Below are 26,608 nucleotides of genomic sequence, written 5' to 3'. Positions count from 1 at the left end.
TTGCGTGCTTGCGTGCTACCGCTCGATGCTCAGAGTTCGCTGCCCAGGCTCGCTGGCATGCCGGGAGAGATTCAAGGCCGCCTTGAGCGCGGCGCCGCCGGCAATCCCGCTGACGATCGAGCCGATCATTCCGTCGAGGCCGCTGTTGACGGATTTACCGCTCGTGGCGGCATGTGCCTCGTTGGTGATCTGTCGATTGAGGTAATCGATGCGCGACCGATAGGCGTGATTCACGGACTCCATCTGCTGCTGGTCCAGCGCAATGAGTGTCTGCAGAGCAATCATCTGGTTGGTGTTGTCCTGCAGCCTGCCGAAGTCGGTGGCTTGAAAGGAAAGGCGTGCGTCGACCAGATCCTTCAAGCGCTGATTTCGAGTCGCGCTGTTGTCGAACATGACCTTCATGTACATGTAATGGGCGTTCCTCGTCCTGACCAGCTCGGTGCAGAAGGCCTGCTGGGAAGCCGCGATCTGGTCGCATTGCTCCGCGCCCAGATCCAGTGACAACATCACCCAGGGTTGCTTCGGATCCTCTACGCGCAGGCCCGGCGAAGCCGCTGCATTGGGTGCGCCGAGTTCAAGACGCTTGTTGAGACTGTCGAGGTTCTTGTTGATGCTCGCGCCGCCGCCTTCGGCCCGGCTGCCCAGTTGCTCGTTGGTGCTCTCGAGGTTGCGGTCGATGTCGTCAAGCTTCTTCTTTGCTTCTCCGAGCGTGCCGTTGGCCTCCCTGTCGACGACGGACCACTGCGCATTAGCACTGGGTACGAACCAGGCGAAGGAGAGGATCAGCAGCGCATGAAAGCCAGGGCATCGCGCCAGCACGCGGTTAAAGATTCGAGAGAACATGTCAGCGTTCCTTGATGGTCAGCGACCATCCTCCCGATGCAAGTCGGGCTGGGCCACGCCGCTGCCCTTGCGCCTGCGGTTGAATGTCTGCAGCCACTGCTCCGGCCTCAAGTCGTTCACGGCCACGCCTTCGGCAGCGGCACGCTCGCGCAGCACGCTGTGCATGATTTCGATGTTGTCCGTAGACGCCGAGATGACTGCCAGCGCATCGTCCATCCCGCGCAGATCGAGTTGGCACACGGAAGACGTGTGCCCCTGCTTGACCAGGAACCGGCGCGAGCGCTCGTCAAGGCTCACGACGACCTGGTATTCGGCCTCAGTGAGCTTCAACCCATCGATGTAGTCTTTGCGGCTTGCATTGGGGTTCGGGAGCAGGATCATGGTGGCCGTCTGCTCGATCAGCGAAGCCGCGATGTCGCTCGCCAGCGCGTCTTCAGGGCTTTGCGTCGCAAAGATGCCGAGACCGTTCTGCTTGCGGATGGTCTTCTGCTTGTTCTTCGCGAACTCCTTCAGACCGCCCTCGCCAGCGAGGATCTTCCAGAACTCGTCCATCACATAAATCAGCCGACGACCGTCGATCAGCGCTTCGAGCCGATGCAGCAGATAGTTGATGACGGGAACCCGGACTTCAGGGTTGTCGATGACATCGGTGTAGTCAAAGCCGATGATGTTGGCCCGATCCAGGTCGACGCTGTCCACCGGGTTGTCGAAAACCCAGCCCAGCGAATTGCCTGCGGTCCACTTGCGCAGGCGCATGAAGATGCCGTCGTCGCCCATGTTGGGAAGGCTCTTCTGGAAGTTGCTCATGTTGCGCAGGTGCAGGGGCGTGTCGAGCATGTTCTCGACCGCACGAAAGATGTCTTCTTCTTCGCGTGAGCTGTAGACCGATTTGCCAGCCAGCACCTTGATGAGGTCCGACAGGAAATGAAGGTTGGCCTCGGTGGGTTCGCAATGGAAGGGGTTGAAGCCAGTCGGCATTCCGTTTTCGAGCGCGAGGTAGTTGCCCCCGCATGCGCGAACGAAGATCTCCGCGCCCCGGTCCTTGTCGAAGAAGAAGATGGTCGGCGACGGTTTGAGCTTCTGCACCTGGCTCAGCAGGAAGTTGATCAGCGCCGTCTTGCCGGTACCTGATTTGCCGATCACCATCGTGTTGGCGATGGCCTTCTCGCCCAGCGAGTTCTCGCCGGGGTGCGTGGCATGAAAGTTGAAGTAGTAGGGCTGTCCGTTCGTCGTCTGCAATGTGGTGACGCAGTCGTCCCACGGGTTTCGGCTCTTTTTGCCGGACGAGAAGTTGTGCAGCGGCGAGAGCCCGAGAAAGTTCAACGAGCTGACGTTCGCAAGGCGGGTACGGAACTTCCAGTTGCCCGGAAACTGCGCATAGAACGCGGCCGTGACGGCGAGGTCTTCCTTCACCGAAACGAAGCCCGCATTGGAGAGTTCAGCCCGCGCGGTGGCGATGTGCTGGGTCAGCGCGGATTGGTCCCGCGCGAAGATCGCAATGGTGAAGTGGTACTCGCCAAGCACGAAGTTGCCGGATGAGAGTTGGTCCATCGCCTGGTCCATCTCCACAATCTGGCTGACAGCTTTGTCACCGGAGGAAATCATCATTCCCTTGGTTCGCTCGAGCGACTTGAGCGCGTCGTGCCGCCCCATGGGACTGAAAGAGTGCGTGATGACGTACTCGAAATCGAGATACTTCAGCCCGTTGAGGATGCCCGGGTAGGTGCCGTTCGGGTACTCCTTGATGTTGAGAATGGCCCCGAAGTGATTGGCGCTGTCCGGTGTGGTGAGAACGAAATCGCCGGTCTTGGCGGAGAAACGTTGTCGGCTGACGGCCAGATAGCGATAGACCGGCGCCTGAAGCACGGGCACAGATTCATCGATGTGGTTGAGCAAGTACCCGAAGAACTCCAGCGTTTCGGAGAACACCCCGCCGTTCGTGGCTTCGTACATGCCAAGGCGCATGGGTGCGTAGTCCTTGAGGACCGCTTCGACATTGCCGGCCAGCTCGTGCACCTTGCCGATGGCCTGCTGCTGTTCGGACTCCAGCCGCGGCAGGTCGCTCGACTTCTCCGCGAGGCGCTTTCCACCCACTATCGGGCGGTAGATCATCGTGAGGTAGAGCTCGTTCTGCATGAGCTTCTGCGCCGAGAGCGCGCCGTAGTACGCATCGGACAGCGACTGGTTGAACGTGTGCTCGAAGCGGCTCGCATCCGTGATGGCCCGGCGTCGGCGCAAGTCGTGAACCCAGAAAGCGACGTTGACGAAGTCGGGCGCGCGCAGCGTCTGCAGCATTCGGTTGAATGTGTTGTGACGGTGTTCGAGTTCCCACTCTTCGCGCCCGACGAATGGCAGCCCTTCAAGGCGCCAGGTCAGGAGGAAATCGCCGCCGGTGGTCTTGACGACTGTTGGCGAGACATGGGTGGACAGCGAAATGAACTCGCCGATGGCAGTGTCTGGGCTGAAGGGGGGCTTCGACATGGTCAGCTGTCGTCCCTTGACTGGCCGCGATAGCTGTTGGGCGTGAAGACCCACATGCCGCCGTGATGCTGGATGTTCCGCGCCCGGAGCCGAAACTGCAGCCGGAGTCCCAGCAGCCGGAAGATCATTTCGTCGCGCCTCGCCATCTGGCGCATGACGAGGATCACCGGCGGGATCAACAGCAGATAGAAGAGATTGAAGTACATGGCCAGCAACATGCACCCACCTGCGCCCAAGAAGAAGGGCACGTAGGGCACACCCAGGAACATGGGCGGCCTCGTGCAGCCGCGAAACATCGGGTTCTCAAGCATGCCGGGCCAGCAATTGCACGGCTGAGGCCAAGTGGTCCAACGCAGGCGTCCAGATGCTGGATGTGCCGGTGGAACAGGCGTTGCTCCCAGAGCTGGTCGAAAGGAACATCTTCGCGATCTGGCTCGCCGCGCCGATCAGGATCGCGCCGATCATCACCGGGGCGACATCCGAAATGCGCTTGTGCGCGAAGGCGATCTGGTAGCCCGAGAAGATGACCGCAATCGTGACGACGACGACTGACGCTGCGTTCAGCAAACTCAGAATGCTCCCGAGGAAGCCGCAGGTCGTGCTGAGTGCGTCGGTGCCGCCGACCTGTGCTGCCGCGAGCCCAGGGACAAGCAACGCTGCGACCAGCGTCGTATCGATGAGCGTACGCAGCTTGGCCCTGTAGGATGAAAGGGCAGTGCGGCCGGTGATGTGTTGAACTTGCATTTCAGGTTTCCTCTCTGGTTGAATCAAAAGGCGGTCTGCGCCGCTTGCGGGTTGTGGCTGCTGTCGGCGAGCCGATCAAAAGACAAATGCGCCATCCTTGGCGCCGGTGCCTGGGTCGGATCGTTCGTGGCGAGGCGCCGAATTCGCGGGCCCATCGCCCAGTCCGCGCACGTTCGGCACGAAGATGTCCGAGGCGCTCGCAGGGCTGTCAGGGGCTAGGCTGCGGATCGCGATTCGGTCGGACGCGACTGAAGCGCGAAGCGCCATGTCTGTTTTGCCGCTGGAAGAAGAGGGCGCTGCGGGACGAGCGGTCGGTCGCACCGGAATCGCTGCCGGCGACGTTTCGTTGTCGCGGACCGTACTGCCGCGACTGATCGAGTCATAGACCTTGCGCACGTAGCCGTGCTCGAATCCCGTCACGAAATTGCCGGAGTAGTAGCAACTGAATGCCTTGCCCCAATCGCCACCAGCGCTTGCGTGGCAGTCGGCGAGGATGCGAGCGCCGGCCGCAAGGTTGGAGCACGGATCGAGGCCTTCTCGTGCGTATCGAGTCCTTGCTTGTCGAGGTTCGCGCGATTGACTTGCGCGATGCCGACGGAGAAGTTGTACCCCTTGGCCTCCAGCATGCGCGCCGTGGCCACCGCTTCGTCAAGGTTCTTCGGTTGCCGTGCGAGCCGTCCGCCGACGACGCCGATCGCGAAAGGGTTGGCGCCCGATTCGACCTCGACGACGTGGCGCATCACGCTTGCCGGAACCGCAAGGTCCTGGCAACTCATCATTTCAATTCCGGTCAGCACAGCGCGTTCTCCCTTTTTTTGTTCGTTGCAACGCGGTGGCTAAGCTGTGTGGGGTGGTGACATTCGATCCGGGCTGAAATCGATCCCGGTGATGTACCGCCGCCCGGCGTGTGCCTTGATGTGCACGACGATGTCGATGGTCATCATGAGAAGGCGCTTGATGGTGGCGAACTCCAGGCCGGAGCCTTCGGCCGAGGCCTTGACCATCAGGGCGAGCTGGTCCCAAGTCTGGTCGGTACTGCCCGCATGGCAACTGGTGATGGAGCCGGGGTGCCCGGAAGCGCAATTGCGGATGAAGTAGAAGGATTCGTCGCCGCGCAGTTCCGCCAGGATGATGCGGTCGGGCTTCATGCGCAGGCAGGCCTCCATGCAACTCTTGGCCGTCACATTGCTGGTGCTCTGCCCGCCCTTGGCGTAGAGCAGGTGCACGGCGTTGGGCTGGTCGATGAAAAGCTCGCGGGCGTCTTCGATGGTCACCAGTCGTTCTTCTGCCGGGATATGGTGGACCAGCGATTTCATGAACGTGGTCTTGCCGCTCCCGGTCGCACCGGAGACCACGATGTTCTTCTTGCCGAGAACAGCCTGGCGGAAGAAGTCGGCGTAGCGGCGCGCCGTTCGCAGTTCGAGCAGGTCGCGGTCCTGGTCCGGGATGCCGTCCGGGTCTTCGAGGATTTGATCGAAAAATCCGTCTTCCTCGTACTGGGCCAAGGTCTTCATTTGCCTGGAAGGCAGCCGGATGGTGATCGAAATGGTGCCCGCTTCGCATGCCGGCGGGATGACGAATTGCGCACGCTGGCCGGTCGGAAATGTCAGCGACACCACCGGATTGGCGTCGGTGATTCGCTGGCCGGTATTGCTCTCGTTGACGACAGCAGTGCAGAACTGCAATGCGCGGGCCAGGGTCAGGCCGGGCACCTCCTTGCGATGCCAGCCTCCGCGGCTTTCGAGATAGAGCTCGCCTGGACGGTTGATGCAGATTTCAGTGACGTCCGACGAGACCATGTAGTCCTGAATGCCAAGGACCTCGTACTGATAGCTCAGGAATTCGTTCGAAACGGCGGCTACGCGTTCGTCGCTCATGGCTTGTGATCCGGTCATGGCGGCGTCTCAGTAGCGAGCGACCACGCCGCTGAAGTCCACGTTCTTGGCGACATAGACATTGACGACAGTGCCCTGGTGAATGGTCACTGTTGCGGGGCGATTGGCCGCACGCCGGACGGCTTGCGTCGCAATGCTTTGCAGTGTCTGCGCGGTGTTGCTTTCGAAGGGCGACTGCACTGCGACGCCGCCGCTCGCCACTGTCGTGGTCGTGGGACCGTATTGGGCGGCGGCGTACTTGAATGCGTCGCTGAAGAGGCTGATCAGCATTGCGGAGCCGATGCGCGCTCCCCAATGCTCATCCAGGTGGCCTGAATGGCCGGCGCCGCCGAGGCTGTCGACACCCGGGCTCGCCATGTTCACGTCAATGCCGGTGGGGGTCACGATGCGGTCCCAGATGACGGCTACGCGAGGACCGTTCGGCTCGGTGTCGTACTTGCCGAGCACCTTGGAGCCCTTCGGCAGCAACATCCGTTTGCCGCTGAAGGAATAGACGGGTTCGGTAACGACACATGAAGTGAAGCCAGGAATGTCGGTCACGACATGAGTCTCGAGCACGCAACGGATGTAGGTTCCGCGCAGCATCAGCGTGTCGGGACGGACGAGCGGCTCGGCGGTGGATGCCTGTGCCAATGCCTTCGCCGGGTAGGCGCTGTTGGTCGGCGCGCCTTGATCGGAGCCTGTTCCACCGAACTGGCCGGCGATCGCCTGGGCCGCAGGCGACGAACGCGGCCGCGCATGATCGCCGCCGATGTCCACCGCGCTCGAGGTCTCGGCCGACTTGATGCGCCGCTCCATCAGCGTGAGTTGATGCGGATGCATTCCTTGCGCCGGCGTGGTCATCGGTGATGGCGGAGGCAGCGCCGGAAGTGGCGGTGCCAGTGCTATGGCTTCCGCCTGGCGTCTCGCCACGGAAACCGGTGGCAGTGCTGGTTGCGGAGCCGCAGGGACGGTGACGGTTTCTTCGCGCGGTTTTTGCGGGCTGTCCTTGCGCTGGAGCACGCTGTTGAACATCCACAGCGCCACGGTCGCAAGAAGCACGACGATGCCGGCCAAAAACCCCAGCGCACGCCGGTTCATGCGACGCAGCTCGCTGCTCTTCAGTTCAGGCGCGGCAGCATCGAGGTCGGGATGGACGGGCTGCTCAAAGCGGTGGAAATAGGGATTGGCGGGGGCGGCGTTGTCGCTCGTCGGAGTCTCGTCGTGGTTCACTTGGCGGTGTTCCTTCTGAGGCCGACGACGTTCTGCTCGTGGCGAACGATCAGGAACGGATAGGTGCCGTGGACGACGATGGTGTTGCCTTCGACCGTGGTGTTCACGACGGAGTCGTCTCCGTGCTCGACCTCCCGCATGTAGATCGCAGGGAAGTTCCCGGTGGGGAACTCGGTCATGTCGCTCATCTTCACGTAGGTGAATCGACCATCGTCATGGACGCTGGCGGGGATTAGCCAGGGCGCGGCGCTGTTGCGGGTCGCGTAGTCGTAGTCGAAGTTGTAGGTGCGGTTCTTCACCAGCGAGGTATTGAGCTCCGGCGCCTTTTCGGCTTTGACGACCTCGTTCGAAAAGCTCGCATCCGACGGATAGCCGAACTTGATCTTGTACTGGACACCCGCGGCKCGCGCGGATTCCAGAGTCGTCCAATCGGTGGCGACGACCTTCAACTCGAAGATGTAGGAGTGGGTCTCCGTACGGATCATCATGTTGGTGTCGACATCGACGTTCTTGGGCTTCAGATAGAAGACGTTGTCGCGCCTCATCAATTCCCAGCCGCTGCTGAATCCAGTGCTGTAGTCGAGGACCTTCTCGCTGGGACTGAGCTCGATCTGAGTGGTGATGCCCAGACCCGCACGCACCGGATAGATGCGGTCGGCCTCGTATTGGTAAAGCTGCACGGGCTGCGCGCAGGCGTGGTGCGTGGCAAAGGCGACGATGACGCAGGCAAGAACCGGCAAGGCGGGTGACTTCGAGCGTTTCATTGGCGCTGCACTCCGTCATCAGGCGTGCCGTAGCCAGCGGGTGGGGGCGGAACCACCAGTTCCGATGGAGGACTGATTTCATCGGCACCGAATGTCACGGGCGACGAAACTCGCGCTTCTATTGGCGGTGCAGACGCGTAGTCGTTGTCGACCCGGTAGCTGGTGACCTGGAACCCAAGCGGGTTCTCGATGCGGTGCTGGTCGTCCATCTTCAAGTTGGGCTTGTAGATGAACTCCATCGTCGCGACCTTGCTGTCGAAGGGGCGGCTGGCGCCGGTCTGCTTGTCGAAAAGGCTGCGCTGGAAGCGCACTGTGGCGCCCTTGGGCACGGCATCGGCGCCCGCCTTGAGCAGCACGATGCTCAAGATCTTCACGCGTATCGCACGATCCTTGCCGTGGGTCTTGTACGGGCTGTCCGGATTGAGGGACGAATGCAAGCTGGTATACGCGGCAGCGACGCCAGGCGACGACATCGTCAGGACCGTGGTCCAGTCGCGCAGGTTCGTCAGCGCCAGATCGTAGGACTCCCGCCCCAGAACGAAGTGCGCAACATTGCTGCGATTGATGGCTTCGCTCGCCGTGATGCGCTGGTTGACGATGTCGTCGGTCAGCCGGGCGACGGTGCTGGTGCCGGTGTACGCGTCGGCCATGACGAGGAACGGCACCTTTTCCTTGAGCGGCAACATGTAGAAGTAGCCGCCGGCGAGAAGCAGGGCCATCACCATCGCGCCGATTGCGACGCCCCATGCACGCCGCTCGCTGCGCCGGGCGATATCGGCAATGGTGAGTTCGAAATCCACGGCCTTTGAAAGAGCCTTCTCGATCTTCGGCGAAACGATTTTCCTGTTGGGCATCAGCAGGCTCCTCCCTGGCACGCAGCGCCTCGGTCGTTGGTTGGATGAACCGCCGGGCGCGCCGAAGTGCTTGCCTCCGGCTGCGGATCGCTTCGGGTATCGCTAGCAGACTGGACGACGATCTGCTTGCTGTCGGCCGTGACGGAGACGCCTTGCGATGCGTAGACCGCGCTCAGTTCGGCTGCTGCCGTCTGGATCTCGGTCGTTCGGATCCCAGCGACAGGCGTGAAGAGCGTGAAATCCGAGCCGAGCCGGTAGGACAGCTTGAGCCCGGTGTCGCTTGCCCACCGCTCGAGCATGGCTTTGAGGGTGGCGTCGATCGGCGTTGCGTAGTACGTGTAGGTTGGAGACAGTGGAATCTCGGCTGGCGTCTCGCGGAACCGATTTACCGGTCTCCAATCGCCACCGAAGTCCGTTGCCGGAGGTGTCGCACAAGCAGCAATGGCAAAGACGGCGGACAGGGCTGCGCCGCCTCGCAGGGCACGCTTCATCGCAGCCGCGCTCACGGCTGGAGTGGTGAAAAGCGGAGAGAACGAGGCCGCTGTGGGCCGCGAAGTACGAAGTTCGCCGGCGACGTCCCGTCAATAGACAGGCGCGCCAAAGGCCGCTGGCCGATAGCGTTGCTATGAATCACTGAAACTCCCTGAACCGATTTTTATGCGCGCATTCTAGCCACGGGTGTATCGCGGGGTAACAGCACAGGGAAGTCGTATAGGGTCTTTGACCTCCGCTTCGCGGGTCTGCCTCTTCAAAGGATGTGGCATTGGTAGGGCTCTCTGCCCGCTCGGCTTCGTTTTCGAGAATAATTCTCATTTTGTGAATTCGGAACTAGCGGGTGACCACAATGACCGGCGCGGCTTCGGCCGCAATCAGCCTCCATCAGCTTCCCAGCCGCCAATGGGCCACGGTGCTCGACGTGCTTCGTCCTGACTCGCCTGAAGACCGCGAACTGGTTTTGCGGCTCACCGAGATCGGGTTCGTTCCCGGCGAGGCGGTGTGCATCGTTGCCAACGGCGTGCCTGGGCGCGAACCGCTGGCGGTGCGACTCGGGCACACCACCTTCGCCTTGCGCCGCCATGAGGCTTCGCTTATCCGTGTGACACCTGGAGCCATCGGCCATGGTTGAGGCGACTCTGACATTCCAGCCCGGTGCTGCCGTTTCGACCAGCCCGCCGGAGCGCATCGCGCTTCTGGGCAATCCGAACTGCGGCAAGACGGCGTTGTTCAACCTGCTCACGGGAAGCCGCCAGAAAGTTGCCAATTACGCCGGCGTGACCGTCGAGCGCAAGGAAGGAACTCTGCGGACGGCGGCGGGCCGACGCGTTTTCGTGCTTGATTTGCCGGGGGCCTACAGCCTGAACGCGCTGTCAGCGGACGAAGCGGTCACTCGGGACGTCGTCACCGGCAAAAGCAAAGAGGCGCCTCCCGAGTTGCTGGTGTGCGTGACGGACGCAACGAACCTGCGCCTCAACCTGCGCCTCGTGCTCGAGGCCAAACGGCTGGGGCTGCCGATGGTCGTGGCGCTCAACATGACCGACATGGCCAGGAAGCAGGGCATCGTGATCGACAGCGCCGCTCTCGCTCGCGAACTCGGTGTGCCGGTGGTCGAGACGGTGGGCGTGCATAGCAAAGGCGCGCAGTACCTCATTGAAGCGCTCGACCGGCCGGTGGCCTTTGCGGCGCCGCGGCCCTGGCAGGCTCCGGGACTGGACGACGTGCTCGCGACGCAGCGCGAAGTGAGGCGCATCCTCTCCGTCGCCGTGCGCGAACCCGTCGGCAGCTTGGCGACCAGCGACCGCATCGATCGCATCGTGATGCATCCCCTGTGGGGCATGCTGGTGCTGGCCGTCACGATGTTCCTGATGTTCCAGGCCGTGTTCAGCTGGGCAGAGGTGCCGATGGACGCCATCAAGGATGGCACCACCGCATTGGGCGAATTCATCAAGCACTACGTGCCTGAAGGGATGCTCCAGAGTTTGCTGGTCGACGGCATCATCGCCGGCGTTGGCGGCGTGATCGTGTTCCTGCCGCAGATCCTGATCCTGTTCCTCTTCATCCTCGCGCTGGAAGATTCCGGCTATTTGCCGCGTGCTGCGTTCCTGCTCGACCGGGTGATGGGCACCGTCGGCTTGTCCGGTCGCTCTTTCATCCCGCTGCTGTCGAGCTTTGCCTGCGCCATCCCCGGTGTGATGGCCACGCGCACCATCACCAACTGGCGCGATCGAATCACCACGATCATGATCGCGCCGCTGATGACCTGTTCAGCGCGTTTGCCGGTCTATGCGTTGCTGATTGCTGCTTTCATTCCGGCGCGCACGGTCGGAGGCGTATTCAACCTCCAGGGCGTCGTGCTGTTTGCGCTGTACCTCTTCGGCATCGTTTCGGCGATGGCCGTGGCCTGGGTCATGAAGCGTTTTCGGGAGAACAAGCAGCATTCGCCGCTCATGATGGAGCTTCCGGCCTACCGCTGGCCCAATCTGCGGAATCTGGCGCTTGGGCTTTACGAACGCGCTTGGATCTTCGTCCAGCGCGTCGGGACGATTATCCTGACGCTCACGATCCTGCTGTGGTTCCTGTCGACCTTTCCGTCACCGCCAGATGGCGCAACGGGCCCGGCCATTCAGTACAGCCTGGCAGGGATGATCGGCCGCGCGCTCGAGCACATCTTCGCGCCGATCGGCTTCAACTGGCAGATCTCGATTGCGCTCGTGCCGGGCATGGCAGCGCGCGAAGTGGCCGTGGGTGCGCTGGGCACGGTCTATGCGCTTTCAGCGACCGGCGACGATGTGGCGGGCCAACTGGCTCCGCTGATCGCGGGGACTTGGTCGCTTGCGACGGCACTGTCGCTGCTGGTCTGGTATGTCTTTGCGCCCCAATGCATTTCGACGCTGGCGGCGGTCAAGCGGGAGACGGGTTCCTGGCGGTACGTATGGATCATGGCCGGCTACCTTTTCGGGCTCGCCTACATCGCGTGCTGGATCACCTATCGGGTCGCTTTGGCGCTCACAGGAGGATGAGATGACACAGCAAATCATCGTCGCGCTGATCGTCGCGCTCGCCGCGGTCTACGCCGTATGGCGCTGGATGCCCGCCAACTGGCGTCGGGCAGCCGCCGCCAAAGTGGCTGCCGGTTCACACCGGGCGGGGCTCGTCGATGCCGATCGTGCGCAGCAATTGGCGGCTTCGCTTGGCAAGACTTCCGGCTGCGGCTCCTGCGAGACCTGCGGCAGTTGTTCGGCAGCGGGCGCCAAGCCGCCCGAAGGAAGCGAATCGCACCTGGCCCGCTCCCGCTGAGAGCGCATGTCCGCTCACATCCTCATCGCGGGAGGAGGCATCGCGGGACTCGCGAGCGCGCTTGCGCTCGGGAGGCGGCGCCATCGGATCGATTTGCTCGAGCAAGCCGTGGCGTTCGGCGAAATCGGTGCCGGGATCCAACTCAGTCCCAACGTGACGCGCCGCCTTCAGGCGCTCGGCGTGTCCGAGGGTCTGATGCGTATCGCAGCGCGGCCCGACGCTCTCGTCGTCCGGAGCGCCGTCGCGGGCAAGGAGATCGCCCGACTGCCACTCGGCAATGCCATGCTGCACAACTATGCGGCGCCCTATCTCTGTGCCCACCGGGCCGATCTCCACGCGGTGCTGCTGGCCGCGGTGCGTGGAAGTGGCGCCGTTACGCTGACGACCGGCGCACGGGTCACGGAAGTGATCGCGCGCGGCGATACCGTTTGTATGGTGAGCGCTGACGCTCGGGTTTGGGAAGGCGATGGGGTGATCGGCGCCGATGGCCTCTGGAGCACCGTGCGCCCTTGTCTCTTCGAGGACGCCATGCCACCGCGTGCGACCGGTCACACCGCTTGGCGCGCAATGGTCACGCAGTCGGCATTGCCCGCGGCGCTGCGCAGCACGCACGTCAGTGTGTGGCTCGGACCTCGTCTGCACGCGGTGGCTTACCCGGTCAGACGGGGCGAGGCGCTCAACGTGGTCGTGCTCGCCGAAGCGGCCCCGGTCGGTGATGCACGCGATTGGGATCAAGCCACGAGCCTTTCTGCCCTGCAACATGCGACCGGACGGACCTGCAGTGAGCTGCAGGCCTTGCTCGAAGCTGTACCTTCATGGCGGGCATGGACGCTCAACGATCGGCCTCCGCTCACCAGTCCTCAGCAGATGGCCGCTGAGCGTATCGCCTTGGCCGGAGATGCCGCGCACCCGATGCTGCCCTATCTGGCGCAGGGCGCTGGCATGGCGATCGAAGATGCGGTCGCGCTCGCTGATGCCCTCGACGGCGGCACCGCTGCTGAAGTGCCCGCGGCCTTCGCACGCTACGCCAGCGCGCGTTGGGAACGCAACGCCAACGTCCAGGCACGGGCTCGGCGCAATGGAGAGATCTTTCATGCGACGGGCCTCATGCGCGTCGGACGGGATGCGGCATTGCGTCTGCTCGGCGCAAAGCTGCTCGATGTGCCCTGGCTCTACGACGCTTGATTCAGAGGCTGAAGCTCTGCAGATGGTCGACTCGTTTGGCGAGACCGATCGGACCAAGATAGTGAGTCAATCTGCCTGCTTGTACCTCGACCAGAGAGGATTCGAGTTCGGCCAGCATGCCGTCCCGGACCGTGGCGTACGCGGCAGGAAGATCGTCATGCTGGCGTCCGTACGCCTCGGCGATCAGACGCGCGGCCGCAGGTGCTCCGCAGGCCACGCATTCGGCGATGGCCGTGGGGGTGGGCTCGGCGCCATGTGACAGTAGCAGTTCGACGAGCTCAGGGGAGACGGCGCTGTCGATGTAGTCCAGTGCATCGTGTGCCACCGGTGCGCCTGCGCGCACCAGGGCCGCGGCCGCTGCGTGGGCGCCGTGACTGAGCGCCAGGTCCGTGGCGATCGCGCTGCCCGCCAGTGGTCCGTCGAGCGCCACACCGTTGGCGACCAGTTTCTCGACGAGAGATGCGTCATCGGTGGCAACTGCATGGCGCAACGCGATGCGGGAGAGGGCGCCATTCCGGGCCAGCGAACCGTCTGCGAGCGCGCCTTGCCAGTCGACCATCGCCTGCCGATAGAAATCAATCAGCTTGTCCATCAATTCGATCGACAGGGCGTGGTCCTCGTGCCTTTCGTCGAGGTATTCGATGAGTGTCTGCCCGGTGAAATATTCGCCTGCGGGTTTGAGCGGATCTTCGTCGAGATGCAATGCTTCGAAGGCCGCGGACAGATCATGGGCGACGGTGGTCATTCCGTCTTCATGCATCTCGTGCGCCCAGGCTGAAGGCAGCCCTTGCTTCCAGGCAAGGACGTGGCCATAGTCCGGTCCGGACTCCACGACCGCATAGACCCGGTCACAGTATTCGAAGCCGCCGAAAGGCAGCAGGGTCAGCTTTCCGTCCCACGTGTCGTCGCTTTCAGCGGCGGCTTGCTTTGCGCCCTCGAGTTCGTGGTCGATCCACCCCTGCAGGTCATGGTAGGTGTCGCTGCCATTCCAGAAGAGTTCGCTCCAGTTGAAGGACTCCTCGTTGCCGTTCATGCGCAGGTGCAAGTCGTAGTCGAGGCGCCCGCCGGCCGTTGCTCGCCAGAGCGAAAGAAGTTCTGGAGGAAGCGGGCCGGCGCAGACCGCCTGCACCGCAGCGATCTGCTCGGCCGACATCGGCGGCTGCGCGTCGAAGATCACGCGCTTCGCGAAGAGAACAATTCCATGCGATCGCAACTGGGCGAGTTCGTCGTCATTGAACATGGGCAGCCTCCATTTTCTTGTGTCACAGGTCCGTTCGCAGCTTCCAGATTTCGGGGAAGAGCACCACGTCGAGCATCTTGCGCAGATAGCTTACGCCGCCGGTGCCGCCCGTGCCACGTTTGAATCCGATCACGCGCTCGACCGTGGTCACATGCCTGAAGCGCCAAAGCCGGAAGGCGTCTTCGAGGTCCGTGAGTTCTTCTCCGAGCTGGTAGAGATCCCAGTGATCCTTCGGATCGCGGTAGATGGTGAGCCAGGCCTGTTCGACACCGTCGCTGGTTTCGTAGGGACGCGACCAGTCACGTTCGAGATGATCAGCCGGTACCTCGATGCCGCGGCGGGCCAATAGGCGCAGCGCCTCATCGTAGAGAGACGGCGAACGCCAGGCGTGCTCCACTTCCGCCAGGAGGTCCGCGCGATGCTCGTGCGGCTTGAGCATGGCGGCATTCTTGTTGCCGAGCGCAAATTCAATACATCGATACTGCCAGCTCTGGAAGCCGCTGGAGTTCCCGAGGTAAGGGCGCATCGCGCTGTACTCGGGCGGCGTCATCGTCGCCAGCACGTCCCAGGCATGCACCAGTTGCTCCATGATGCGTGACACGCGCGCCAGCATCTTGAAGGCACTCGACAGATCGTCCTCCGCGATCCGGCGAATGGCGGCGCGCAATTCGTGCAGCATGAGCTTCATCCATAGCTCGCTGGTCTGATGCTGCACGATGAAAAGCAGCTCGTCGTGAGCCGGCGATCGCGGATGCTGCGCAGTCAGAATCGCGTCAAGGCTCAGATAGTCGGTGTAGCTCATCGACGCACTGAAGTCGAGCTGCGCCTTTTCATCATGGACGATTTTTTCGGTGCTCATTGGCAGGTCCTCAGGTCACTGCGAGCTTCTGGTTGAACTCGGGTCGTTTCCATTCCTCGCGCTCGACCACCTGAACGATGTGTTCCACCGCATTCCACACGTCTTCAAAGCCCAGGTAAAGCGGCGTGAACCCAAAGCGGAGGATGTCCGGCATCTGCGAATCTCCTGCCCGGAAGTCACCGATGACGCCGCGCGCAATCAGCGCCTGGACGATCGCGTAGGCGCCGGGACCGCCGTCGCTGAGCGCGAGGCACACCTGCGAGCCGCGCAACAGGTGATCGCGCGGCGTGATGAGTGAGAAGCGGCCTGGGCAGCGTGCTTCGACCAGCGCAATGAAGGCGTCGGTGAGAGCCAGCGATTTTCGGCGCAGCACGGCCATGCTTCCCAAACCGCCCGAGAAAGAGTCTGCGGCGAGGACCGTGTCGAGGCCGCATTCCAGAGCCACCAGCGCAATGATCGGCTGCGTGCCGCAAAGATAGCGCGCCACCCCTGCAGCGGGCCGGTAGTGCGGCGTGAACTCGAATGGCGCAGCGTGTCCCCACCAGCCCGACAGCGGCTGCTGAAACTGGCTGGCATGCCGGGCATGAACCCATACGAACGCGGGCGCGCCAGGGCCCCCGTTCAGGTACTTGTAGCCGCAGCCGATCGCGTAGTCCGCATTGCTGTCGTTCAATGCCACTGGCACTGCCCCGGCGCTGTGCGCGAGGTCCCAGACGGTGAGTGCCCCGACCGCATGAGCCGCGGTCGTGACAGCCTCCATGTCATGCATGGCGCCGGTGCGGTAGTTGACGTGGGTGAGCATCAGCACCGCGACCTCGTCGGTGAGTGCCGTGGACAGTTCGCTCACATCGACCAGCCGAAGCGAGAAGCCGCGCTCGCGGCAAAGCGACTCGGCGATGTACAGATCGGTCGGGAAATTGCTGCGTTCGCTGAGCACCACGCGTCGCTTGTCGTTCCCGCCAGTTGCCGCCTCGCGAGCCTGAAGCACTTGGCTGAGCGCGGCGAAAAGCACTTTGTAGAGGTTGATCGATGTGCTGTCGGTGCAGACGACTTCGCCTGGCGAGGCGCCAATCAGCCGTGCCACCTTGTCGCCGAGCCGCTGCGGCAGATCGAACCAGCCGGCGCTGTTCCATGACCGGATGAGCCCCTCGCCCCATTCCTGGGCGATCACGGCCGCAATGCGCTCAGGCACGGCCTTGGGCAGCACGCCCAGTGAATTGCCGTCCAGGTAGATCACGCCTTCGGGGAGGATGAACTGGTTGCGCAAAGGCGCGAGCGTGTCCTGCGCATCGAGTCGGCGGCAGTCGTCGAGTGTCATGGTTGTTTTCGTTGAAGTTCGCGCAACACGGCGCGAACGGGAGAAGCATCTGCGCTCACGAGCTTGAGCGGCAGGGCGATGAGTTCATAGTCCCCTTCGGGGACATGGTCGAGCACCAGGTTCTCGAGCACGCGAAGGCCGAGCCGGCGGATGACCTGATGGCTTTCAAGTGTCTTGCTGGCTGCAGGATCGATGCTGGCCGTGTCGATCCCGATCAGTTTCACGCCCATGGCGGCCAGGCGTTCGATCGCGGCGGGGTCGTACGCTGCAAGACCCTCGTCCCACTCGGCGGGTGAACGTTCGTAGGTGCGCACCAGCACGCGCGGGGGCAGTCCTTCGACCGAATGAACGAGGTGCCGCCATTCGATCAGTGGCCCGCAGTTGATTGCATGAATGACGCGGCAGGGACCCAGGTACGTGGAGAGGTCCACGTTGCCGATGGTCTCCCCGGCAGGGTCGTAGTGAAGCGGCGCGTCGGCATGCGCACCCACGTGCGGAGACAGCGTGATCTCGCTGACGTTGACCGGGCAGCCCGGCGAAATGGTCGCCGCCCAGCGTTGACGATAGGGCGTGTCGCCGGGAAACACCGGCGCCGCGTCGTGCACCGGCGGCGAGATATCCCAGAGTCTTTGGTTCATGGCGCGAAGTTAGCGCCGTGGGCGAAGTCGTGGTGTCGGTTATTTGCAACACCAGGCAACCTGGGAAGCTACACCCGGCCGAGCAGGAGGTATTCCATCAAGGCCTTCTGCACGTGCATGCGGTTCTCAGCCTCTTCCCAGACGACGGATTGCGGACCGTCGATCACATCGGCTTCGACTTCTTCGCCGCGGTGTGCCGGCAGGCAGTGCATGAACAGGGCGTCCGCTTGTGCCACGCGCATCATTTCCGAGTCCACGCACCAGTCGGCAAAGGCGGCGCGACGTGCCTCGTTTTCGGCCTCGTAGCCCATGCTGGTCCACACGTCGGTGGTCACCAAGTCCGCGCCGCGGCAGGCTTCCATCGGATCCGTGAAAACCTTGTAGCTGTCGGAGGACCGAATGCCCGCGATCGATTGGTCGACTTCATAGCCGCTCGGCGTGCTCACGTGGACCGTGAAGCCCAGGATTTCACTGGCCTGCAGCCACGTATTGGCCATGTTGTTGCCGTCGCCCACCCACGCCACCGTTTTGCCCGCAATGGAGCCGCGATGCTCGATGAAAGTGAAAATGTCGGCCAGGATCTGGCACGGATGGAACTCGTTGGTCAGGCCATTGATCACCGGCACGCGCGAGTGCGCGGCGAAAGCTTCGAGCTTGGTTTGCTCGAAGGTTCGGATCATCACCAGGTCGACCATGCGGCTGATGACCTTGGCGCTGTCCTCGATGGGTTCGGCGCGGCCCAACTGGCTGTCGCCCGTGGTGAGGTGCACCACGCTGCCGCCCAACTGGTACATGCCCGCTTCGAAGCTGACCCGCGTGCGGGTCGACGCCTTCTCGAAGATCATGGCCATCGTCCGATCGACGAGCGGCTGATGCTTTTCGTAGGCCTTGAACTTCTTCTTGATCAGCGCGGCACGCGCAAGCACGTACTCGTAGTCTTGCGCAGTGAAATCCGAAAACTGCAGGTAATGCTTGATGATGGCCTGGTCGCTCATGGGTGAGGCTCCCCGAGAAAGGTTTTGACCAGCGGCGCCAGAATCGCAACGATCTCGTCCGCTTCGGCCACGCTGAGAATCAGCGGCGGCACGAGACGAATCACGTTGTCAGCCGTGACGCTCAAAAGCAGACCGGCTTCGCACGCGCGGTTGAGAATGACGCCACAGGGCCTGTCGAGCTCGATGCCCAGCATCAGCCCTTGACCGCGGATCTCCGTCACGCCAGGTACAGCGCCCAATTCCCGTTCAAGCGCCGCCTTCAGGTGCGCGCCGACTTTGGCAGCGTTTTCCAGAAGTTTGTGCTCTTCCATGATGCGGATCGTCTCGACCCCGGCACGCATCGCAAGCGGGTTGCCACCGAACGTCGTGCCGTGGTTGCCAGGACCGAAGATGTGAGCGGCGCGCGGGCCCGCGACGACGGCGCCGATCGGCACCCCTGAGCCCAGCCCTTTGGCTAGCGGCATCACGTCAGGCTTGATGCCAGCCCATTGGTGGGCGAACCACTTGCCCGTGCGCCCCATTCCGCACTGCACTTCGTCGATCATCATTAGCCAGTCGCGCTCATCGCAAAGCTGGCGAACCTGGCGCAGGTATTCCCAACGCATGGGATGAATACCGCCTTCGCCCTGGATGGTTTCGAAAAACACCGCCACGACGTTCGGATTGCCCTCCGTGGCCTTCTTGAGCGCATCGATGTCATTGAGCGGAACACGAATGAAGCCCTCGACCAGTGGCCCGAAGCCTTTTTGCACCTTCGGATTGCCGGTGGCGGACAGCGTCGCGATGCTGCGGCCATGGAAGGCGGCCTCGTAAACGACGATTTCAGGACGTTCGATGCCTTTGTCGTGCCCGAACTTGCGCGCCAGCTTGAGCGCGGCCTCGTTGGCCTCGAGGCCGGTCGAGCAAAAAAACGCGTTGGTGAGCCCCGAGAGCTCCGTCAGCTTGGCCGCAAGTTGTTCCTGGCCGGGGACGTAGTAATAGTTGGAACTGTGGATCAGCTTCGAGATCTGGTCCTGAAGTGCTGGCACCAGCTCAGGATGGTTGTGACCCAGCGTGTTGACCGCAATGCCCCCAAGGCCGTCGAGATACGCACGCCCTTCGGTGTCCCACACTCGGCATCCTTGGCCGTGCGACAAAGCGATCGGCAGGCGGCCATAGGTGTTCATGACATGGGGCGAGGAGGGGGCGGCGGTGGCGCTCATGCGTATCTCCGGAAAAGGGAACGCGAATTCTAGGCGTGCGGTTTGATGGCTTCAGTGAGGATTGCGCATCACAGCAATTCCCTTGCGCGTGTCACTCGGGGGACCCCCGGATAGAATCGTTGTGCGGCGCAGCAGAGCCTGTGCATTCACTCCCGCCAACCCGATGGTTTCTCCCAACGCCAAAGAAGTTTTCATCCAGGGCATCACTCAAGATGGCCGGACGTTTCGCCCGAGTGACTGGGCGGAACGCCTGGCGGGCGTGATGTGCTCGTTTCGGCCGGGCGGTCCGCAACCTGGAAGCCATCTCACCTATTCGCCGTGGTGCGTGCCGACCGTCATCAATGGTGTGAAGTGCGTCGTGGTCAATCGCGCACTGCGTGACGCTGAACCCATGGCTTGGGACTTCTGCCTGAATTTCGCACGGGACAACAACCTTCAGGTTGCCGAAGCGTGCCTCGTGCCGGATGCTTTGCCTGAGGCCATTGCAAGGCCAGCGCCAGCCGAGAAGAAGTAGACGTTCGAGAATGAACCGCCCATGAAAAAACCGCCCGAAGGCGGTTTTTTTACTTTGCTGCAGCGCACCCCGATCAAACGGCGGACCAGCGAACCAGTCCGGGCTGTTTGCCTGAAAACGTCAGGCGGCGGCCTTTTCAGGGGCGAGAGCCAGGTTCTTGACCTTGGCCGCGAGGCGGCTCTTGTCGCGAGCGGCCTTGTTCTTGTGGAAGATGCCCTTGTCGGCGACGGTGTCGACAACGCTCTGGGCCTTCGCGAAGAGTTCCGCTGCCTTGGTCTTGTCGCCGGCCAGGACGGCCTTTTCGACATTCTTCACAGCGGTGCGGTATTTGGAACGCAGCGAAGTGTTCGCAGCGTTGAGCTTGACGTCCTGGCGGACGCGTTTACGGCCCGACGCAAGGCGCGGGTTCTTTTTCTTGGGCTTGGTAGATGCCACGGTGATATTCCTTGAGTGTCTGGGGATGATGCAGCAAAGCCTTCCATTATAGGCGAGCGGCTGAGACTCGTCCTATTCCATTCAGAGAACGCGCGTGGGCACATACACTTCCGCCTCGTGTCCCTTTTCAAATCCGCCTCCACCGTCTCGCTGCTGACCCTCGCTTCCCGAGTGACAGGCCTCATCCGAGACGTCCTGATGACCTCGGTATTCGGCGTCAGCGCCATGACCGACGCCTTCTACGTCGCTTTCCGCATCCCCAATCTGTTTCGCAGGGTATTTGGGGAGGGGGCCTTCAGCCAAGCCTTCGTGCCGGTTCTTGCGGCGTGCAAGACCGAGCACGGCGACGAGGGCGCCAAAAATCTGATCGACCACGTGGCGACGCTGCTGGCCTGGACCCTTGTCATTGTGTGCCTGCTCGGCGTGGTCGCGGCACCCGTGATGGTGTGGGCGATGGCCAGCGGGCTCAAACAAACTGCAAACGGCTTCGATGCCGCAGTCGTCATGACGCGGTGGATGTTCCCGTACATCGGCTTCATGTCGCTGGTCGCATTGGCCGGTGGCGTACTCAACACTTGGCGGAAGTTCGCCGTGCCAGCGGCCTCGCCCGTCCTGTTGAACGTGGCGCTGATACTGTCGATCGTGGTCGGCGCGCCGTGGTTCAGGCGGATCGGCATAGAGCCGATCTACGCGCAATGCATCGGCGTGATGGTCGGAGGCGCGCTGCAACTGGCACTCCAGGTGCCCGCCTTGCGCGGGCTCGGCATGATGCCGCGAATCGGCGCTAGCGCCAGTGCGGTCCGTGCTGCATGGAATGACCCGACCACACGCAAAATCACTAAGCTGATGCTGCCCGCGCTGATCGGCGTGAGCGTCGCGCAGATCTCATTGCTCATCAATACCCAGATCGCCTCCCACCTCGCGACCGGTAGCGTCACTTGGGTCACCAACGCCGATCGGCTGATGGAGTTTCCCACTGCCATGCTGGGCGTCGCTTTGGGCGTCGTGCTCATGCCGCAACTCGCCGGCGCTCGCGCTGCCAAGGACGACGCGCGCTATTCGTCCATGCTGGACTGGGGCCTTCGCCTCGTGGTTTTGCTTTCGGCCCCCTGTGCGCTGGCGCTGCTGGTTTTTTCGCAGCCGCTGGTTGCCGTCCTCTTTCACAACGGCGCTTTCAGCGAAACCGACGTGCAGCGCACCACGGCCGCGCTCATGGGCTATGGCGTCGGGCTGATCGGCTTGGTGGCGATCAAGGTTCTCGCGCCCGGCTATTACGCCAAGCACGACATGCGCACGCCCATGTTGATCGCAGTCGGTGTGCTGGTGCTGACTCAGGCGCTGAACTTCGTACTGGTGCCGCTCCTGCAGCACGCGGCGCTCACACTCACGATCGGCATCGGCGCACTCGTCAACGCGATGTGGCTGCTGATCGGATTAATCCGGCGGGGCAGCTACAAGCCTGAGCCCGGCTGGGGCAAGTTCCTGCTGCAGGTGGTCATCGGCACCGCTGTGCTCTCGGTCCTCCTGATCTGGGGTGCGCAGCACTTCGACTGGATCGCCATGCGGGCGGAGCGTCTGCAGCGAATCGGGCTTCTCGCGGCGTTGATCGCGGGCGCTGCCGCTCTTTATTTCGCAGTTTTAGCAGCGGTCGGTCTCAAGCTGCGGAGTTTTATCCGCCATTGAACGGCACGCCTTGACGGTCCCCCCGCGCTCCTCTACAAAGACACATGACGTTCAGCTTCTCGGCGCCCACGGCGCTCGAATATTTCGATTCGCTCGTCCGGAGCGATGAGGAATTTCCACTGCTCGAGGCAGCGGCGAGCCTTGCGCAGGACGAATACCCAGAACTCGACGTTCAGCAAGTCCTCGGCGACGTCGATCAACTCCTGGCGCGTCTCAAGCGGCGCCTGCCAGCCGATGCGGCGCCGCTGCACCGATTGCGGGCGCTCAACCAGTTCTTTTTTCACGACCTGAATTTCGGCGGCAACGTCAACGACTACTACGACCCTGACAACAGCTATCTCAATGCTGTCTTGCGGACTCGGCGCGGTATTCCGATATCGCTGGCGGTCCTCTGGATGGAATTGGCGCACGGCCTTGGCCTCCAGGCGCGGGGAGTCGGCTTTCCCGGCCATTTCATGCTGAAGGTCACCTTGCCCAAAGGTCAGGTCGTCATCGATCCCTTCACGGGAAAATCACTTTCCCGCGAAGAACTGAGCGAGCGCCTCGAGCCTTACAAGCGGAGCAACGGCCTCGTCGGCGACTTCGACGTGCCGCTGGGCCTTTATCTCCAGCCGGCAACGCCGCGAGAAATCATCGGACGCATGCTGCGGAACCTTAAGGAGATCCATCATGCCCAGGAAGACTGGCAGCGCGCGATTGCCGTGCAGGATCGGCTGATCGCGCTGCTTCCGGAGGCGTGGGCCGAGCATCGCGACCGCGGCCTCGCGCATGCCGAACAAGGCAATCACGCGCTGGCAGTGCGCGATCTGGAGACGTATCTCGCGCACGCCGAAGATGCGCTCGATATCGATGCCATCGCCGAACGTGTCGCTGCACTGCGTCGCGCGGAGAACTGATGGAATCGACACCGCCCGTGGCCGCCGACCTCGGCACGCTGCATGAATTCCATGGCGTTCAACCGGTGCTTCCGGTGGCGGACGCCGCGCGGGCGGCGCGCTATTTTCGAGACGTGCTTGGCTTCGAACTTGATTTCATTGCCGGCGAGCCGCCAAGCTACGCCCGAGTGAAGAAGGGTGATCGAACTTACGGCGATCCGGTGTACATCCGCCTTTGGCAATGCAGCGGACGCGATGTCATGCCATGGCGTGGCGAAATCGTGATTCACGTGGGGCGCGACATCGATGGACTGCACGCCGCGTATGTGCGGCGCGGTGTGGTCGTGCTGGAGCCGCCGACATCCCAGCCCTGGGGTTTGCGCGAATTTGCGATCCGCGAGCCTGACGGGCATGTCTTGCGGTTCTGCGGCTATCTCTGATCCGCTGAAATGCAAGGGGGCAAAGGTTCGCGTCAGGCTATACCAGCCCCGCCACCTTCAGCTCTTTCTTCAGATAGGCATAGAAGAGCGGCGCAGCCACCAGACCGGCGGGGCCAAATACCGCTTCCGCCACGAACATGACGGCGAGCAATTCCCAGACTGCCATCTGCGTGCGGCTTCCAACCACCTTCGCATTGATCAGGTATTCAGCCTTGTGGATGAGGATCAGAAATGCGAGGCATGCCAGCGCCACGATGGGTGAAACCGAAAGCCCCACCAGCGTGATGACGGTATTGCAGATGAGATTGCCGACGATAGGCACCAGGCCTGCAACAAAGGTCAAGGTGACGAGTGCGGGCGTGTAGGGCAGCTGCATTTCCCAAAGCGGCAGCAGGAACAGCAAAAAAATGGCCGTCAGGAAGGTGTTGAAGGCCGCGATCCAGAACTGCGCGGCCACGATTTGCCCAAAGGCCTCGCCGAACAGAATGATGCGGAGTCTGAGCTGGCGCGCCAGCGGCCGCTTCGACGGAGTCTGATTGGCGATGGCGGCCAATGCGCCAACGATCAGGCCAACATACGCGAACAGCAAACCGCCCAGCCAGGCACGGCCGGTCAGCGCGAGCGATCCGGCCTGGGTACGCAGATAGCCGGCAATGATGCGCTGCACCTCCACGGCGCCTTCGGGCAGATAGACGGCCATTTCGGGGGGAAGCTTGAGCCGGAGTTCCAGCACGGTGCGGGCAACGAAGTCGAGCAACTCTTGATACTGCTGTGGCGCATTCAGCACGAACTCGCGAGCTTCGGCGAACCCGAGCGTGAGCAGGCCGATCGGCGCAAGCATCACCGCTGTCGCTGCGGCAATCCTCGGAAACGGCGGCGTCACGGCCCAGGCGGGATCGTTCGCGCTCAATTTTCGCGATCTCCGAAGGCTCGCGTACAGCACACGCGCGATCCATCGCGTGGCAAGGAACCCGATGCAGACGCACAGCAGACCAGGCAGGAGTCCCTGCCACATGACGAGCAGCAAAGCCCCGGCGATCAGCAGGTAGCTGGCCGCGATCAGCGCACGCGACGGGGCGGCAGTGGGCTCGATCACGCGTCGCAGGCTGCTCAGCCGACGACGACGGCCGCGCCGGAACCGCGCTCGGCGATCACGCCGATTTCGTGCACGGTCTCGCCTTCCGCGCGCAGCGTCGCCGCGCAGGCGGCAGCGTTGGCAGCGTCGATCACGACCACCATGCCGATCCCGTTGTTGAAGGTGCGGTTCATTTCAACGTCGTCGATGCCTGCGATCTTCTGCAACCAGGCAAAGAGTTCGGTCTGCGGCCAGCTCCCCTTGCGGAGGTGAGCGGCTGTGCCATCGGGCAGCACGCGCGGAATGTTCTCCAGCAGGCCTCCACCCGTGATGTGCGCCAGCGCCTTAATTGGGTGTTTCGCGAGTGCCGCCAGCACAGGCTTCACGTAGAGGTGGGTAGGCGCCATCACAGCCTCGCGGAACGGCCTTCCATCGAGCGTGGCGGGCAGAGCGTCGCCAGCGCGTTCGATGACCTTGCGCACCAGGCTGAAGCCATTGGAATGCACGCCTGCCGAGGCGAGCCCCAGTACCACGTCACCAAGCTTCACGTTTTGGCCGGTGAGGATCAGCGACTTCTCGACCGCGCCGACGGCAAATCCGGCCAGATCGTACTCGCCAGCCGGGTACATGCCGGGCATTTCAGCCGTCTCTCCCCCGATGAGGGCGCAGCCGCTGAGTTCACAGCCGCGTGCAATCCCTCCGACAACTGCCGCCGCCGTGTCGACGTCCAGCTTGCCGCAGGCGAAATAATCGAGAAAGAAAAGGGGCTCGGCACCTTGCACCAGCACGTCATTGACGCTCATGGCCACGAGGTCGATGCCGACCGTGTCATGCATGTTCCATTCGAAGGCGAGCTTGAGCTTGGTGCCCACACCGTCGGTGCCGCTCACGAGCACGGGTTCCTTGTAGCGCTTGGGCACTTCGAAGAGGGCGCCAAAACCCCCGATTCCTGCCAGCACGCCCTCGCGCATCGTCTTCCTGGCGAGCGGCTTGATGCGGTCGACCAACGCGTCGCCAGCGTCGATGTCGACGCCTGCATCCTTGTAGCTGAGCGGGGTGGAGGAGTTGGGATTCATGGGCGGAGGCCGGGCTGAGGAAGGGAAGGCGGAAGGAAGAGGAGGACAATGACGCCGGCAAGCGATGCGGGCGGGCCGATAGAATTCGCGACGATTTTAAGGGTGCTCATTGGCCATCTTCCGGGCTGGTCATTCCGTCTCTCCGTGTATTTGCGCCGTCCCTATCGGAAAAGGGCAAAACGTCTCCCGGCAGTCGCGCGGCGCGCTGCCCTGACTTATGAATCTTTTTTTCGTGTCCTTCGCGTCACCTCAACCGCTCGCTGCAGTCGCGGCATGAAGCAACTCGCGCTCGACATCGGCATTGCAACCGGCCCGACACTGGACGGTTTCTTCGCTGGACCGAACGAACCGGCGTTGCGGCACTTGAAGCTGTGGGTGGGTGACGCGCAAGTGCCGACGGTCCATTCGCCTGTGCCGACCTATCTCTGGGGCGACAGTGGAAGCGGCAAGACGCACTTGCTCGAAGCCGTCCGGGCAGCCCTCAAGAACCAGGGTGCAAGCGCCGGTTGGCTGCATCCCGGCGTGACCGATCCTCCTGAGTTCGACGAGCGCTGGGGTGCGGTGGTGTTGGACGACGTGCATCTCTATACCGCTGTGCAACAGCATGTGGCCTTCAACTGGTTCGTCAATGCTCAGAGCCTGCAGCGCGGGGTGGTGGCCGCAGGTGCGGTGCCGCCGGCCGACCTCCCGTTGCGCGAGGATCTGCGTACGCGACTCGGCTGGGGCCATGTGTTCCACTTGCAGGTCCTGAGCGAGACCGAGCGTCGCGCGGTGCTGCGGCAGGCCGCTGACAGCCGTGGCGTGATGCTTTCCGACGAAGTCCTCGACTACATGCTGCATCGCTTCAGTCGTGACCTCGGGAGCCTGATGGAACTGCTCACACAGCTCGACGGCTACGCCCTGCAAACGCAGCGCGCGATCACGATCCCGCTGATTCGGTCGATGCTCGAAAATGAATGAGGCGCATCGCGCGCCGAAACCTTCCT

Annotated in this window: 28 protein-coding genes; 9 read left to right on the top strand and 19 right to left on the bottom strand. The window is 62.7% G+C overall.

Annotated elements, in window-relative coordinates; genetic code table 11:
- Positions 1–15: 15 nt before the first annotated feature.
- The 10 genes from AC1DSF_RS16390 to AC1DSF_RS16345 all read right to left on the bottom strand — a co-directional run bounded on the left by AC1DSF_RS16390 (position 16) and on the right by AC1DSF_RS16345 (position 9,284).
- Positions 16–843 carry a hypothetical protein gene (locus tag AC1DSF_RS16390; protein WP_478127261.1) on the bottom strand — a complete coding sequence of 276 codons (828 nt, stop codon included), beginning with the start codon at positions 841–843 and terminating at the stop codon, positions 16–18.
- 18 nt (positions 844–861) lie between these two features.
- Positions 862–3,324 (bottom strand): VirB4 family type IV secretion/conjugal transfer ATPase, encoded by a 2,463-nt coding sequence (locus AC1DSF_RS16385; protein ID WP_478127260.1) that lies wholly within the window; start codon positions 3,322–3,324, stop codon positions 862–864.
- Positions 3,325–3,326: 2 nt separating this feature from the next.
- Complete coding sequence (locus tag AC1DSF_RS16380; RefSeq protein WP_478127368.1) at positions 3,327–3,620, bottom strand: VirB3 family type IV secretion system protein; 294 nt, start codon at positions 3,618–3,620, stop codon at positions 3,327–3,329.
- Between the two features lie 7 nt (positions 3,621–3,627).
- A complete protein-coding gene (locus tag AC1DSF_RS16375) occupies positions 3,628–4,068 on the bottom strand; it encodes a TrbC/VirB2 family protein (RefSeq protein ID WP_478127259.1) in 441 nt (146 codons plus the stop codon).
- 75 nt (positions 4,069–4,143) lie between these two features.
- Positions 4,144–4,488 (bottom strand): hypothetical protein, encoded by a 345-nt coding sequence (locus tag AC1DSF_RS16370; protein ID WP_478183136.1) that lies wholly within the window; start codon positions 4,486–4,488, stop codon positions 4,144–4,146.
- 416 nt (positions 4,489–4,904) lie between these two features.
- Entirely contained in the window at positions 4,905–5,963 is a 1,059-nt protein-coding gene (gene virB11 / locus AC1DSF_RS16365) for a P-type DNA transfer ATPase VirB11 (protein WP_478183135.1), read from the bottom strand.
- 9 nt (positions 5,964–5,972) lie between these two features.
- Positions 5,973–7,175: a TrbI/VirB10 family protein gene (locus AC1DSF_RS16360; RefSeq protein ID WP_478127256.1), complete on the bottom strand. Its 1,203-nt coding sequence runs from the start codon at positions 7,173–7,175 to the stop codon at positions 5,973–5,975.
- Positions 7,172–7,939: a TrbG/VirB9 family P-type conjugative transfer protein gene (locus tag AC1DSF_RS16355; RefSeq protein WP_478127255.1), complete on the bottom strand. Its 768-nt coding sequence runs from the start codon at positions 7,937–7,939 to the stop codon at positions 7,172–7,174. Before AC1DSF_RS16355 ends, AC1DSF_RS16360 begins: the two co-directional genes overlap by 4 nt.
- Positions 7,936–8,793: a VirB8 family type IV secretion system protein gene (locus AC1DSF_RS16350; protein ID WP_478127254.1), complete on the bottom strand. Its 858-nt coding sequence runs from the start codon at positions 8,791–8,793 to the stop codon at positions 7,936–7,938. Before AC1DSF_RS16350 ends, AC1DSF_RS16355 begins: the two co-directional genes overlap by 4 nt.
- Positions 8,793–9,284 (bottom strand): hypothetical protein, encoded by a 492-nt coding sequence (locus AC1DSF_RS16345; RefSeq protein WP_478127253.1) that lies wholly within the window; start codon positions 9,282–9,284, stop codon positions 8,793–8,795. Before AC1DSF_RS16345 ends, AC1DSF_RS16350 begins: the two co-directional genes overlap by 1 nt.
- A gap of 353 nt (positions 9,285–9,637) precedes the next feature.
- Between AC1DSF_RS16345 and AC1DSF_RS16340 the strand changes: the two genes are divergently transcribed.
- From AC1DSF_RS16340 to AC1DSF_RS16325, 4 genes are read left to right on the top strand one after another with little or no spacing between them, the layout of a single operon-like run.
- Positions 9,638–9,919: a FeoA family protein gene (locus AC1DSF_RS16340; RefSeq protein WP_478127367.1), complete on the top strand. Its 282-nt coding sequence runs from the start codon at positions 9,638–9,640 to the stop codon at positions 9,917–9,919.
- Positions 9,912–11,810, top strand: coding sequence for a ferrous iron transport protein B (gene feoB, locus AC1DSF_RS16335; protein ID WP_478127252.1), 1,899 nt, complete (start codon positions 9,912–9,914; stop codon positions 11,808–11,810). The genes AC1DSF_RS16340 and feoB overlap by 8 nt, the downstream gene beginning before the upstream one ends.
- Position 11,811: 1 nt before the next feature.
- On the top strand, positions 11,812–12,087 hold the full coding sequence (locus AC1DSF_RS16330; protein WP_478127251.1) for a DUF6587 family protein: 276 nt from the start codon (positions 11,812–11,814) through the stop codon (positions 12,085–12,087).
- A 6-nt stretch (positions 12,088–12,093) separates the two neighbouring features.
- Positions 12,094–13,272 carry an FAD-dependent monooxygenase gene (locus tag AC1DSF_RS16325; RefSeq protein WP_478127250.1) on the top strand — a complete coding sequence of 393 codons (1,179 nt, stop codon included), beginning with the start codon at positions 12,094–12,096 and terminating at the stop codon, positions 13,270–13,272.
- Position 13,273: 1 nt separating this feature from the next.
- On the opposite strand, the gene AC1DSF_RS16320 is transcribed toward AC1DSF_RS16325, so the two are convergent.
- From AC1DSF_RS16320 to AC1DSF_RS16295, 6 genes are all read right to left on the bottom strand, one after another.
- Positions 13,274–14,512, bottom strand: a complete 1,239-nt coding sequence (locus tag AC1DSF_RS16320) for an SMI1/KNR4 family protein (RefSeq protein ID WP_478127249.1) — start codon at positions 14,510–14,512, stop codon at positions 13,274–13,276.
- Between the two features lie 22 nt (positions 14,513–14,534).
- A complete protein-coding gene (kynA, locus tag AC1DSF_RS16315) occupies positions 14,535–15,371 on the bottom strand; it encodes a tryptophan 2,3-dioxygenase (RefSeq protein ID WP_478127248.1) in 837 nt (278 codons plus the stop codon).
- A 10-nt stretch (positions 15,372–15,381) separates the two neighbouring features.
- On the bottom strand, positions 15,382–16,689 hold the full coding sequence (gene kynU, locus AC1DSF_RS16310) for a kynureninase (protein ID WP_478127247.1): 1,308 nt from the start codon (positions 16,687–16,689) through the stop codon (positions 15,382–15,384).
- Complete coding sequence (kynB, locus tag AC1DSF_RS16305) at positions 16,686–17,327, bottom strand: arylformamidase (protein ID WP_478127246.1); 642 nt, start codon at positions 17,325–17,327, stop codon at positions 16,686–16,688. The genes kynU and kynB overlap by 4 nt, the downstream gene beginning before the upstream one ends.
- A 68-nt stretch (positions 17,328–17,395) precedes the next feature.
- On the bottom strand, positions 17,396–18,322 hold the full coding sequence (gene argF, locus AC1DSF_RS16300; RefSeq protein ID WP_478145832.1) for an ornithine carbamoyltransferase: 927 nt from the start codon (positions 18,320–18,322) through the stop codon (positions 17,396–17,398).
- Positions 18,319–19,524, bottom strand: a complete 1,206-nt coding sequence (locus AC1DSF_RS16295) for an acetylornithine/succinylornithine family transaminase (protein WP_478127244.1) — start codon at positions 19,522–19,524, stop codon at positions 18,319–18,321. Before AC1DSF_RS16295 ends, argF begins: the two co-directional genes overlap by 4 nt.
- A 163-nt stretch (positions 19,525–19,687) precedes the next feature.
- Between AC1DSF_RS16295 and AC1DSF_RS16290 the strand changes: the two genes are divergently transcribed.
- Positions 19,688–20,038 (top strand): DUF3579 domain-containing protein, encoded by a 351-nt coding sequence (locus AC1DSF_RS16290; protein ID WP_478127243.1) that lies wholly within the window; start codon positions 19,688–19,690, stop codon positions 20,036–20,038.
- Positions 20,039–20,158: 120 nt separating this feature from the next.
- Here AC1DSF_RS16290 and rpsT read toward each other — a convergent pair whose 3' ends face one another.
- Positions 20,159–20,473: a 30S ribosomal protein S20 gene (gene rpsT, locus AC1DSF_RS16285; RefSeq protein ID WP_478100514.1), complete on the bottom strand. Its 315-nt coding sequence runs from the start codon at positions 20,471–20,473 to the stop codon at positions 20,159–20,161.
- Positions 20,474–20,590: 117 nt separating this feature from the next.
- On the opposite strand from rpsT, the gene murJ reads away from it, so the two are divergent.
- From murJ to AC1DSF_RS16270, 3 genes are read left to right on the top strand one after another with little or no spacing between them, the layout of a single operon-like run.
- Entirely contained in the window at positions 20,591–22,156 is a 1,566-nt protein-coding gene (murJ, locus tag AC1DSF_RS16280) for a murein biosynthesis integral membrane protein MurJ (protein ID WP_478127242.1), read from the top strand.
- A 44-nt stretch (positions 22,157–22,200) separates the two neighbouring features.
- On the top strand, positions 22,201–23,052 hold the full coding sequence (locus AC1DSF_RS16275; RefSeq protein ID WP_478127241.1) for a SirB1 family protein: 852 nt from the start codon (positions 22,201–22,203) through the stop codon (positions 23,050–23,052).
- The gene (locus AC1DSF_RS16270; protein ID WP_478127240.1) at positions 23,052–23,471 is read left to right on the top strand and encodes a bleomycin resistance protein; all 420 of its coding nucleotides are present in this window, start codon (positions 23,052–23,054) and stop codon (positions 23,469–23,471) included. The genes AC1DSF_RS16275 and AC1DSF_RS16270 overlap by 1 nt, the downstream gene beginning before the upstream one ends.
- Positions 23,472–23,508: 37 nt before the next feature.
- Here AC1DSF_RS16270 and AC1DSF_RS16265 read toward each other — a convergent pair whose 3' ends face one another.
- Both AC1DSF_RS16265 and purM read right to left on the bottom strand, forming a co-directional pair.
- The gene (locus AC1DSF_RS16265) at positions 23,509–24,567 is read right to left on the bottom strand and encodes an AI-2E family transporter (RefSeq protein WP_478127239.1); all 1,059 of its coding nucleotides are present in this window, start codon (positions 24,565–24,567) and stop codon (positions 23,509–23,511) included.
- 14 nt (positions 24,568–24,581) lie between these two features.
- Entirely contained in the window at positions 24,582–25,622 is a 1,041-nt protein-coding gene (gene purM, locus AC1DSF_RS16260) for a phosphoribosylformylglycinamidine cyclo-ligase (RefSeq protein WP_478127238.1), read from the bottom strand.
- Between the two features lie 273 nt (positions 25,623–25,895).
- Between purM and hda the strand changes: the two genes are divergently transcribed.
- Positions 25,896–26,582: a DnaA regulatory inactivator Hda gene (gene hda, locus AC1DSF_RS16255; protein WP_478127237.1), complete on the top strand. Its 687-nt coding sequence runs from the start codon at positions 25,896–25,898 to the stop codon at positions 26,580–26,582.
- Positions 26,583–26,608: the final 26 nt, after the last annotated feature.

It is taken from the genome of Variovorax sp. 01N429 (assembly GCF_056399425.1).
Note: the sequence above shows the minus strand (reverse complement) of the source record. Positions and strands in the feature narration are given on the sequence as shown.

What these genes read in the sequence shown, in the direction of transcription:
- AC1DSF_RS16390 (WP_478127261.1), bottom strand. Translation starts at nt 843, where the DNA reads ATGTTCTCTCGAATCTTTAACCGCGTGCTGGCGCGATGCCCTGGCTTT.
- AC1DSF_RS16385 (WP_478127260.1), bottom strand. Translation starts at nt 3,324, where the DNA reads ATGTCGAAGCCCCCCTTCAGCCCAGACACTGCCATCGGCGAGTTCATT.
- AC1DSF_RS16380 (WP_478127368.1), bottom strand. Translation starts at nt 3,620, where the DNA reads ATGTTTCGCGGCTGCACGAGGCCGCCCATGTTCCTGGGTGTGCCCTAC.
- AC1DSF_RS16375 (WP_478127259.1), bottom strand. Translation starts at nt 4,068, where the DNA reads ATGCAAGTTCAACACATCACCGGCCGCACTGCCCTTTCATCCTACAGG.
- virB11 (WP_478183135.1), bottom strand. Translation starts at nt 5,963, where the DNA reads ATGACCGGATCACAAGCCATGAGCGACGAACGCGTAGCCGCCGTTTCG.
- AC1DSF_RS16350 (WP_478127254.1), bottom strand. Translation starts at nt 8,793, where the DNA reads ATGCCCAACAGGAAAATCGTTTCGCCGAAGATCGAGAAGGCTCTTTCA.
- AC1DSF_RS16345 (WP_478127253.1), bottom strand. Translation starts at nt 9,284, where the DNA reads ATGAAGCGTGCCCTGCGAGGCGGCGCAGCCCTGTCCGCCGTCTTTGCC.
- AC1DSF_RS16340 (WP_478127367.1), top strand. Translation starts at nt 9,638, where the DNA reads ATGACCGGCGCGGCTTCGGCCGCAATCAGCCTCCATCAGCTTCCCAGC.
- feoB (WP_478127252.1), top strand. Translation starts at nt 9,912, where the DNA reads ATGGTTGAGGCGACTCTGACATTCCAGCCCGGTGCTGCCGTTTCGACC.
- AC1DSF_RS16330 (WP_478127251.1), top strand. Translation starts at nt 11,812, where the DNA reads ATGACACAGCAAATCATCGTCGCGCTGATCGTCGCGCTCGCCGCGGTC.
- AC1DSF_RS16325 (WP_478127250.1), top strand. Translation starts at nt 12,094, where the DNA reads ATGTCCGCTCACATCCTCATCGCGGGAGGAGGCATCGCGGGACTCGCG.
- AC1DSF_RS16320 (WP_478127249.1), bottom strand. Translation starts at nt 14,512, where the DNA reads ATGTTCAATGACGACGAACTCGCCCAGTTGCGATCGCATGGAATTGTT.
- kynA (WP_478127248.1), bottom strand. Translation starts at nt 15,371, where the DNA reads ATGAGCACCGAAAAAATCGTCCATGATGAAAAGGCGCAGCTCGACTTC.
- kynU (WP_478127247.1), bottom strand. Translation starts at nt 16,689, where the DNA reads ATGACACTCGACGACTGCCGCCGACTCGATGCGCAGGACACGCTCGCG.
- kynB (WP_478127246.1), bottom strand. Translation starts at nt 17,327, where the DNA reads ATGAACCAAAGACTCTGGGATATCTCGCCGCCGGTGCACGACGCGGCG.
- argF (WP_478145832.1), bottom strand. Translation starts at nt 18,322, where the DNA reads ATGAGCGACCAGGCCATCATCAAGCATTACCTGCAGTTTTCGGATTTC.
- AC1DSF_RS16295 (WP_478127244.1), bottom strand. Translation starts at nt 19,524, where the DNA reads ATGAGCGCCACCGCCGCCCCCTCCTCGCCCCATGTCATGAACACCTAT.
- AC1DSF_RS16290 (WP_478127243.1), top strand. Translation starts at nt 19,688, where the DNA reads ATGGTTTCTCCCAACGCCAAAGAAGTTTTCATCCAGGGCATCACTCAA.
- AC1DSF_RS16275 (WP_478127241.1), top strand. Translation starts at nt 22,201, where the DNA reads ATGACGTTCAGCTTCTCGGCGCCCACGGCGCTCGAATATTTCGATTCG.
- AC1DSF_RS16270 (WP_478127240.1), top strand. Translation starts at nt 23,052, where the DNA reads ATGGAATCGACACCGCCCGTGGCCGCCGACCTCGGCACGCTGCATGAA.
- purM (WP_478127238.1), bottom strand. Translation starts at nt 25,622, where the DNA reads ATGAATCCCAACTCCTCCACCCCGCTCAGCTACAAGGATGCAGGCGTC.
- hda (WP_478127237.1), top strand. Translation starts at nt 25,896, where the DNA reads ATGAAGCAACTCGCGCTCGACATCGGCATTGCAACCGGCCCGACACTG.